At 54.7% G+C, this 6,868-nt stretch carries 6 protein-coding genes; 5 read left to right on the forward strand and 1 reads right to left on the reverse strand.

The features are described 5' to 3' along the window. The 5 genes from tssI to K787_RS0121380 all read left to right on the forward strand — a co-directional run. The coding region (tssI, locus tag K787_RS24115; RefSeq protein WP_022964822.1) for a type VI secretion system tip protein TssI/VgrG at positions 1 to 1,395 on the forward strand (1,395 nt) is incomplete at its 5' end. 2 nt (positions 1,396 to 1,397) lie between these two features. After that, positions 1,398 to 2,201: a DUF4123 domain-containing protein gene (locus tag K787_RS0121365; protein WP_084672241.1), complete on the forward strand. Its 804-nt coding sequence runs from the start codon at positions 1,398 to 1,400 to the stop codon at positions 2,199 to 2,201. Continuing rightward, complete coding sequence (locus K787_RS0121370; RefSeq protein ID WP_022964824.1) at positions 2,198 to 2,677, forward strand: DUF3304 domain-containing protein; 480 nt, start codon at positions 2,198 to 2,200, stop codon at positions 2,675 to 2,677. Before K787_RS0121365 ends, K787_RS0121370 begins: the two co-directional genes overlap by 4 nt. Further along, positions 2,674 to 4,443, forward strand: a complete 1,770-nt coding sequence (locus K787_RS24120) for a T6SS phospholipase effector Tle1-like catalytic domain-containing protein (RefSeq protein ID WP_022964825.1) — start codon at positions 2,674 to 2,676, stop codon at positions 4,441 to 4,443. The genes K787_RS0121370 and K787_RS24120 overlap by 4 nt, the downstream gene beginning before the upstream one ends. A gap of 273 nt (positions 4,444 to 4,716) precedes the next feature. After that, positions 4,717 to 6,210: a protein adenylyltransferase SelO gene (locus K787_RS0121380; protein WP_022964826.1), complete on the forward strand. Its 1,494-nt coding sequence runs from the start codon at positions 4,717 to 4,719 to the stop codon at positions 6,208 to 6,210. A gap of 25 nt (positions 6,211 to 6,235) precedes the next feature. Here K787_RS0121380 and K787_RS0121385 read toward each other — a convergent pair whose 3' ends face one another. After that, entirely contained in the window at positions 6,236 to 6,775 is a 540-nt protein-coding gene (locus K787_RS0121385) for a DUF3087 domain-containing protein (RefSeq protein WP_028615187.1), read from the reverse strand. Positions 6,776 to 6,868 lie beyond the last annotated feature (93 nt).

Consider the following 6,868-nt stretch of genomic DNA (forward strand, 5'->3'; position numbering starts at 1 on the left):
TTCGAAAAGCCGCATCTACTCATGGAAGCCGCGCACAAGACCGAACAGCCAGTTGAAGGCGAACAACCACCAACACCACTGCCCGACCTGGAAGACTACGACTACCCCGGCCTGTTCAGCGAACGCGCCCGCGGCAAGCATCTGGCCAAACGCAGCCTGGAGCGCCACCGCAGCGACTATCGCCTGGCCGAAGGCAAGAGTGATGTACCCACGCTGATCAGTGGCCACTTTCTGACTTTGGCAGAACACCCCAGAACCGATTGGAATGACCTGTGGCTAATCACCGGCCTGCATCACGAAGGAAAGCAGCCGCAGGTACTTGAAGAGTCGGTCACTAGTGATGTCAAAGCTGAAGACGGTTTCACTCAGGGCTATCGCAACCAGTTCACCGCGACTCCCTGGGATGTCCCCTTTAGACCGCAACTAAACCACCGCAAACCCACAGTGCTCGGCAGCCAAACCGCCGTCGTCACCGGCCCCGAAGGTGAAGAGATCCACTGCGACCAATACGGCCGCATCAGAGTCCAGTTCCATTGGGACCGCGAAGGTCAGGCCGATGACCAGACCAGTTGCTGGCTCAGAGTCTCCTCCAGTTGGGCTGGTAACCAATATGGTGGTATCGCCATACCAAGAATTGGCATGGAAGTGCTGATCACCTTCCTCGAAGGTGACCCAGACCAACCCCTGGTTACCGGCTGCCTGTACCACAAGACCCACCCCGTCCCGTACGAACTGCCTGCCAACAAAACCCGCAGCGTATTCAAAACCCTGAGCACGGCACCGGGGGGTGGCGGCGATGGTTATAACGAACTGCGCATCGAAGACAAGAAAGGTGAAGAACAGATCTACCTGCACGCCCAACGCGACTGGGATGAAAACATCGAGAACGACCAGAAGATCCGCGTCGGCAACGAACGCCACGACCGCGTCGAAGCCAACAGCTACTCGGAATGCATGGCCGAAGAACACCACACCACCCATGCTGATTGCAAAACCGAGATCAAGGCCAACGATCACCTGACTGTGGGCACCAGCCAACATATCAAACTGGGTACTGCACAACTGACCAAAGCAGGTCGCGAGATTCACCTCAAGGCTGGACAGAAGATGGTGATCGAAGCCGGTAGCGAACTGACGCTAAAAGCCAACGGAAGCTTTATCAAGATCGACGCCAGTGGCGTTACCGTAGTGGGTCCGACGATTCGGCAGAACGCTGGTGGTTCGGCGGGAAGAGGCTCTGGCGCTGCGCCACTGCTGCCGGGATCTACGCAATTGCAAGAGAGTCAGGTGAGACCAGAAGTATTAGTACGAACGCTGCCCGCGCCACAAAATATATGCCTTGAGTGTTGGCGGAAAGCGCTCAAGCAGAACCAGCCTATGCTGTTGGGGGATTAGTCTTGATTGAATATCACTATGCGATTGTGGAGCAGCCTATTTCAACCGATGAAATGCATGCTCGATGGGCAAGTTGCTTACGACCTAGACTTCCGCTTATGCAGCAAGGTGCGTTCCAACATCTGCAAAACGAAGGGCCTTGGTTGGTCAGTCTCGATAGCGATGTCTCAACTGAACTAGCTAGCTTACAGTCTGCATTGGGTTCGCAAGCCGTTGTCGGCTGGATATCGAGTTTTTTACCCGCTGAGAAGCTTAGCCAGCATCTAAGTCAAACATTGGTAGCCAAGTTGCCTGATGGAAAAACTGTATTGCTAAGAACCTACACGCCTCGAGTGATATCAGCATTGCATACGCGTAACGACTGCAGTTGGCATGCAAGCCTGTTTGGCCCGATCAATCGTTGGTGGGTCAAGGATGGTAATAACGTACAACATTTCGAAGGCGGAAAATGGGACGTTTTGCCAGAATATCAATGCATCGCTCTAGACGAGCCCCTGCTTGAAGCCCTTGCGGTTGACCAACAATCATTAGAACTGCTGGAGCAAATAGAGGCTAGCGCTCCAGCTGTATTTCTATCTAGCTGCCATGGAGATAAGTTAATCCAAGTTAAGAAAGCACTGAACTGCGCACGTCAATCTGGCCTAAATCATCCGGATGACCAACTTCTATTTGCAACACTTTCTCTGCTACAGGAGAGCCGGCTAGATCACGCTACGGACTGGCCGGAGGTTTTGAATAAAGTGGTCGAGCAAGGACTTGCTTTAAGTGACGTGCTTAGCAGTAAGTTGGAAGGAGATTTTGCATGAGCACACTTAAAGGTTATTGGCGCAGTCTGGCCCCGTACTTGCGTTGGTCGCTAGTCGTCGCATTCATTTTGATCTTAATCGGCAGTCTTCTGGCCTGGCAGTATCAACGCCCTGCCAATGCAGCTCTATATATTCATAATCATACTGACCGACCAATCTTCAGTTACTGGGTCAATGACAGCTGGGGTGGTAACGCAGGCGCCAATGGTGGCGGGAAAGTAACCTGCTGCTGGAGGATTTCTGGTGACAGCTTAAAGGTTTCGTGGATCGTAAGTCGCACCAAGACCCAAGCCGAACAGGGGCTGGAAGAAGAGCGCCATGAGATGGCAATGGCTAACCCGGTTCGAGGGCGCGAAGATCATTACCTACATGTACATTTTTTTCCTGACAATGAAGTACGCATGGTTTGGAGTCCAAACCACGACTCCCCCTATGAGCATCTTAAACAGGCGCGTGCCCAGGAGACCAAGGAATGAATTGTGATAGCTTGTTACAAGCCCAGGCGATCAGCTCGCGCAGTCGGTTCCCAGGCAATGTAACGCCTATTTGTGGACGGACATTGCATATCGGTTTTTTCTTCGACGGTTTTGCAAAACATCTCGATGATGATCTACAGGCAAAGCGTGTCAGTAATATTGGCCGATTATTTCTAGCTCATATGGATTCTGAACATGATAGTGAGCTTGATTCCTATCGTGCCTTTTATTTAAGCGGTCTGGGTGCACGCTACGATACCTCGCTGAGTGTACGAGCTGGGGGTGTGCTTAATCGGGGGCAGTCTGAAGCAACGAATATTCCCGATAGCGTGGCAGTAGATCAAGCTCTTGAAGCAGCCAAGGATAGCCTGAACGGTCGTAGTTGGTGGCAACGCTTAAAGCGCGACTTGGCAAGTCTCAAAGAAAAGCCGCAGAGCGCGCTGAAGGTTTTCAAAAATATGGCGATCAATACGGCTGCCGAAGTATTTGAACCGATACGGGATTCGAGCTGGTCAGCCCATTGGCTGAAAACGGGTGTAGATGTACGGCTAGAGGGCGCCATCGCCGAGCTGAATACTACAATTACTGGTTTACAGACAGATATCCCACTGCGCACGATTAAATTATCAATATTCGGTTTCGATTTTGGGGCAACCCTTGCTCGTGCTTTTGTTCATGAACTGTTGGAGCGCTCTCAGGAGCGCGAGGGCGAACGCTATTATCGTAATGCTAGGCTAGAAGTCGTTTTCGCCGGGCTATTCGATGCGGTTGATCGCACTGCGGCAGATTTGGGGCCATTAGAGTTCTTTCGGCCGAACACCAATGATGTTGACGATGGAGGCCTGATTCATCCGAAGGTAAAAGGATTGCTACATATAGTGGCGGCCCATGAACGTCGTTTTTATCGCCGTGCCCGGCTGCTTGGGGACCGACGACGCCAATGGCATGAGGAGCTTATGCCTGGGGTCAGTGAAGATATTGGTGGAGGTCTCGCCCAGGGAGAACAAAAGCTCAGTAATGAACTGGCTCTGGTCAGTTTGCACAGAATGTATCGCGCAGCTTTCGCTGCAGGGGTTGCACTAATTCCGATTGATCGCCTTGGCGATACCGACCTTAGAACGGCAGAGCTTTTTATCTTTAACGATAAAACTCCGAACCAGCAAAGCGCTTATAGCTTGGTCAGACATTATCAGCGTCAAATCGGCAGACAGGAGCCTGGGCATGATGGTTTCATCCTGCACATGCGTTATTACATTCGCTGGCTGGCGAATGTCTGGCAGGATTACAGAGCGGAACTGACCGAGTTGCAAGATGAGGAAGACGCCTTGCATCGTAGTCAGTACCCCGATACGTGGCCGCGATCCGGGTTCTTTGGGCTGACAAGCGAATCAGCAGCCCAAAGACGAGTGCGCGTGGAAAAGATTAATGTAATCCGGGAGCGTCGAACAGAGCTGCATCAACAGCTAGGCTGGTTAGAAGAGGTCAACGATGAAGCGAAAAGCATGAAGACTCGTTTGGAGAGATACGGCACTAGGGCTGCCGGTACCCGGCAACAGCTAACAGTCTGGTACGCACTTCTTTCGGAGTGGCTACAGCCCCAGCCCTTGACAGTTGAGATAGCAGAGCTTTTCGCATTTTTTGTGCATGACAAACAAGTGCTGAGCAGTGTGCAAAGAGCAGCGCGCTCTCTTACAGGTCAGAATTTCTTTGATATTCGTGGCTTTAACCGTCCTTCTGGCACGCTACCTCAAGCTGAGAATGGGTAGTTCCTTATCTTTGATAAAAGCGCCTTGCCTTGCAAAACGATCGATCCTTTTCCGGCAACATGAAAGCAGGCCACCCAGCATTAAGTCAATTTGTAGTGGTCTACTAATCCCGGACACCAACCTCGTTGTTGCCAGCGTCAGATGTGTTAAGCCTGATATGGCTCAAGACCGGGGCACACCCAACCTGATCCAGTCTCAGCTCTGGCGTTGCTTCTCAGGCTATACTGAGCCCGTCGTTAAGCCTTATCGGCGCCAGCCATCCAGTGGAGACTCATGACTCAATCTCGTACCAACAGCCCCCAGTTCGATAACAGCTACGTGTTGCTGCCGGAGCATTTCTACAGCAAGCAAAAGCTCGCGCCGGTTAAGTCCCCCGCACTGATCCGCATCAACCAGGCGCTCGCCGAACAGCTCGGCATATCGGTCGACTGGCTGGCGTCACCCTCTGGGCTGCAGGTGCTGGCAGGGAATGAAGTGGCACCCGGATCTCTGCCCATCGCCATGGCCTACGCCGGCCACCAATTCGGCGGCTGGAATCCGCGCCTGGGTGACGGCCGCGCCACGCTGCTGGGCGAGGTGATAGGCAAGGATGGCAAGCGCTACGACATTCAGCTCAAGGGTGCCGGACGCACCGCCTACGCCCGTGGCGGTGATGGCCGTTCACCGCTGGGGCCGGTACTGCGTGAATATGTGATCAGCGAGGCGATGGCGGCGCTGGGCGTACCCACCTCGCGCAGTCTCGCCGCGGTGACCACGGGCGAGTACGTCATGCGTGAGGGCATGCTGCCTGGCGGCATTTTGACCCGCGTGTGCAGCAGCCACATTCGCATCGGAACCTTTCAGTTCTTCGCCGGACAGAACGATCTTGAAGCGGTGAAAATCCTGGCTGACCATGTCATAGCCCGCCACTACCCACAGGCAGCCGACGCCGAACGCCCTTACGCCGCGTTACTGCGAGCCGTGATTACTCGGCAGGCAGAGCTGATTGCGCAGTGGCAGCAGCTGGGATTTATCCATGGCGTGATGAATACCGACAATATGCTGGTGTCAGGCGAGACCATCGACTACGGCCCCTGCGCCTTTATGGACAACTATCATCCCAACACCGTCTACAGCTCGATCGACTCCGGCGGCCGCTACGCTTACGGCAACCAGCCAGGCATTGGCCAGTGGAACCTGGCCTGGCTGGCGCGCGCGTTGCTGCCGCTGATTGATAAGAATGAGGAACTGGCAGTGCAGGAAGCCCAACAGGCCCTTGATGATTACGTGCAGCAGTACCAGCGCGCCTATGACGGCGTGATGGCGGGCAAAATCGGTCTGAGCCAAGCTGATGCAGACAGTAAAGAGCTAATAGAGGAACTGCTGCAGCTTATGGCTGCGGCGAATGCCGACTACACCCTGACCTTCCGCCGCCTCGCCGAGCTTGCTGCGCCGGGCGGATACGATGGCGACAGCGTGGCCGATCTTGCCGAGGTGCCGGATAGTCTCTGCAGCTGGGTCGCAAAGTGGGAAGCTCGACTGGCAAGTGACTCCGTCGATGCGCGTGAGCGCCAGCAGCACATGCTCCGCTTGAATCCTGCGTATATCCCACGCAATCATCTGGTCGAAGAGGTGATCAGAGCGGCCGTTGATGACCATGATCTTGCGCCATTCCATCGCCTGGTGGAGCGCCTGGCGGAACCCTGCCGTTACGACGCTGCCGATGCCCGCTACGCCACCCCACCAACACCTGAACAGGTAGTGGCTCGCACTTACTGCGGCACATGATTGGCGCCTGGAGCAACCCGACAGCTCAGGTTGAAGGGCCACCTGCGCTCTGCTGCAGTGTGTCCAGCCAGGCAGGATCCAATTGGTACTGATCGATAGACAGGCCCATCTCAAGCATCGCCTCTCGATGCTTGTCGATCTGCCCGCCAAGATCATTCAATGCCTGCGGATTGCCATCCAAGTTATGCATTTCGCCCAGACCCAGATGATAGAAGCGCAGTAGCTTCATGGCCTCTGGCGAACCGGCTTTCACGCCCGCTTCCACCTGATGCATGGCATTGGTAACACTCATCAGGCTGCGCTTTAGCTGCCAACCATACACGGCCGCCGCCATCCACGGCTGGGTCCAGAACACATTGCGCACCAGTGCTATAGCGATGGCCAGTCCCAGGAGCACGCCAGCTAGGTTCCAACGGAAATTACTGACTTCCGGGCTGCCGAACATGGCGACCGCGAGAGCCGACAACGACATCGCCAACACAGCAAAGACCACAGCCACGATCAGTGTGCTTTTGCGCGTCTGCTGGCGGTACTGCTGCGGGTCGAGATGGCGAATTTCAAACATCTGAGTTTCCCCCAGCAATCTCTCGCCCGGCGCAGACCATAGCCTCCGGCTCCTGCGCCCTAGCCCACTTCACCCGCCGATGGGCATCGAAGG

It is taken from the genome of Halopseudomonas pelagia CL-AP6 (genome assembly GCF_000410875.1).
GTDB lineage: Bacteria > Pseudomonadota > Gammaproteobacteria > Pseudomonadales > Pseudomonadaceae > Halopseudomonas > Halopseudomonas pelagia.

Coding starts and splice junctions, on each gene's coding strand:
- K787_RS0121380 (WP_022964826.1), top strand. CDS start 4,717: ATGACTCAATCTCGTACCAACAGCCCCCAGTTCGATAACAGCTACGTG.
- K787_RS0121385 (WP_028615187.1), bottom strand. CDS start 6,775: ATGTTTGAAATTCGCCATCTCGACCCGCAGCAGTACCGCCAGCAGACG.
- K787_RS0121370 (WP_022964824.1), top strand. CDS start 2,198: ATGAGCACACTTAAAGGTTATTGGCGCAGTCTGGCCCCGTACTTGCGT.
- K787_RS24120 (WP_022964825.1), top strand. CDS start 2,674: ATGAATTGTGATAGCTTGTTACAAGCCCAGGCGATCAGCTCGCGCAGT.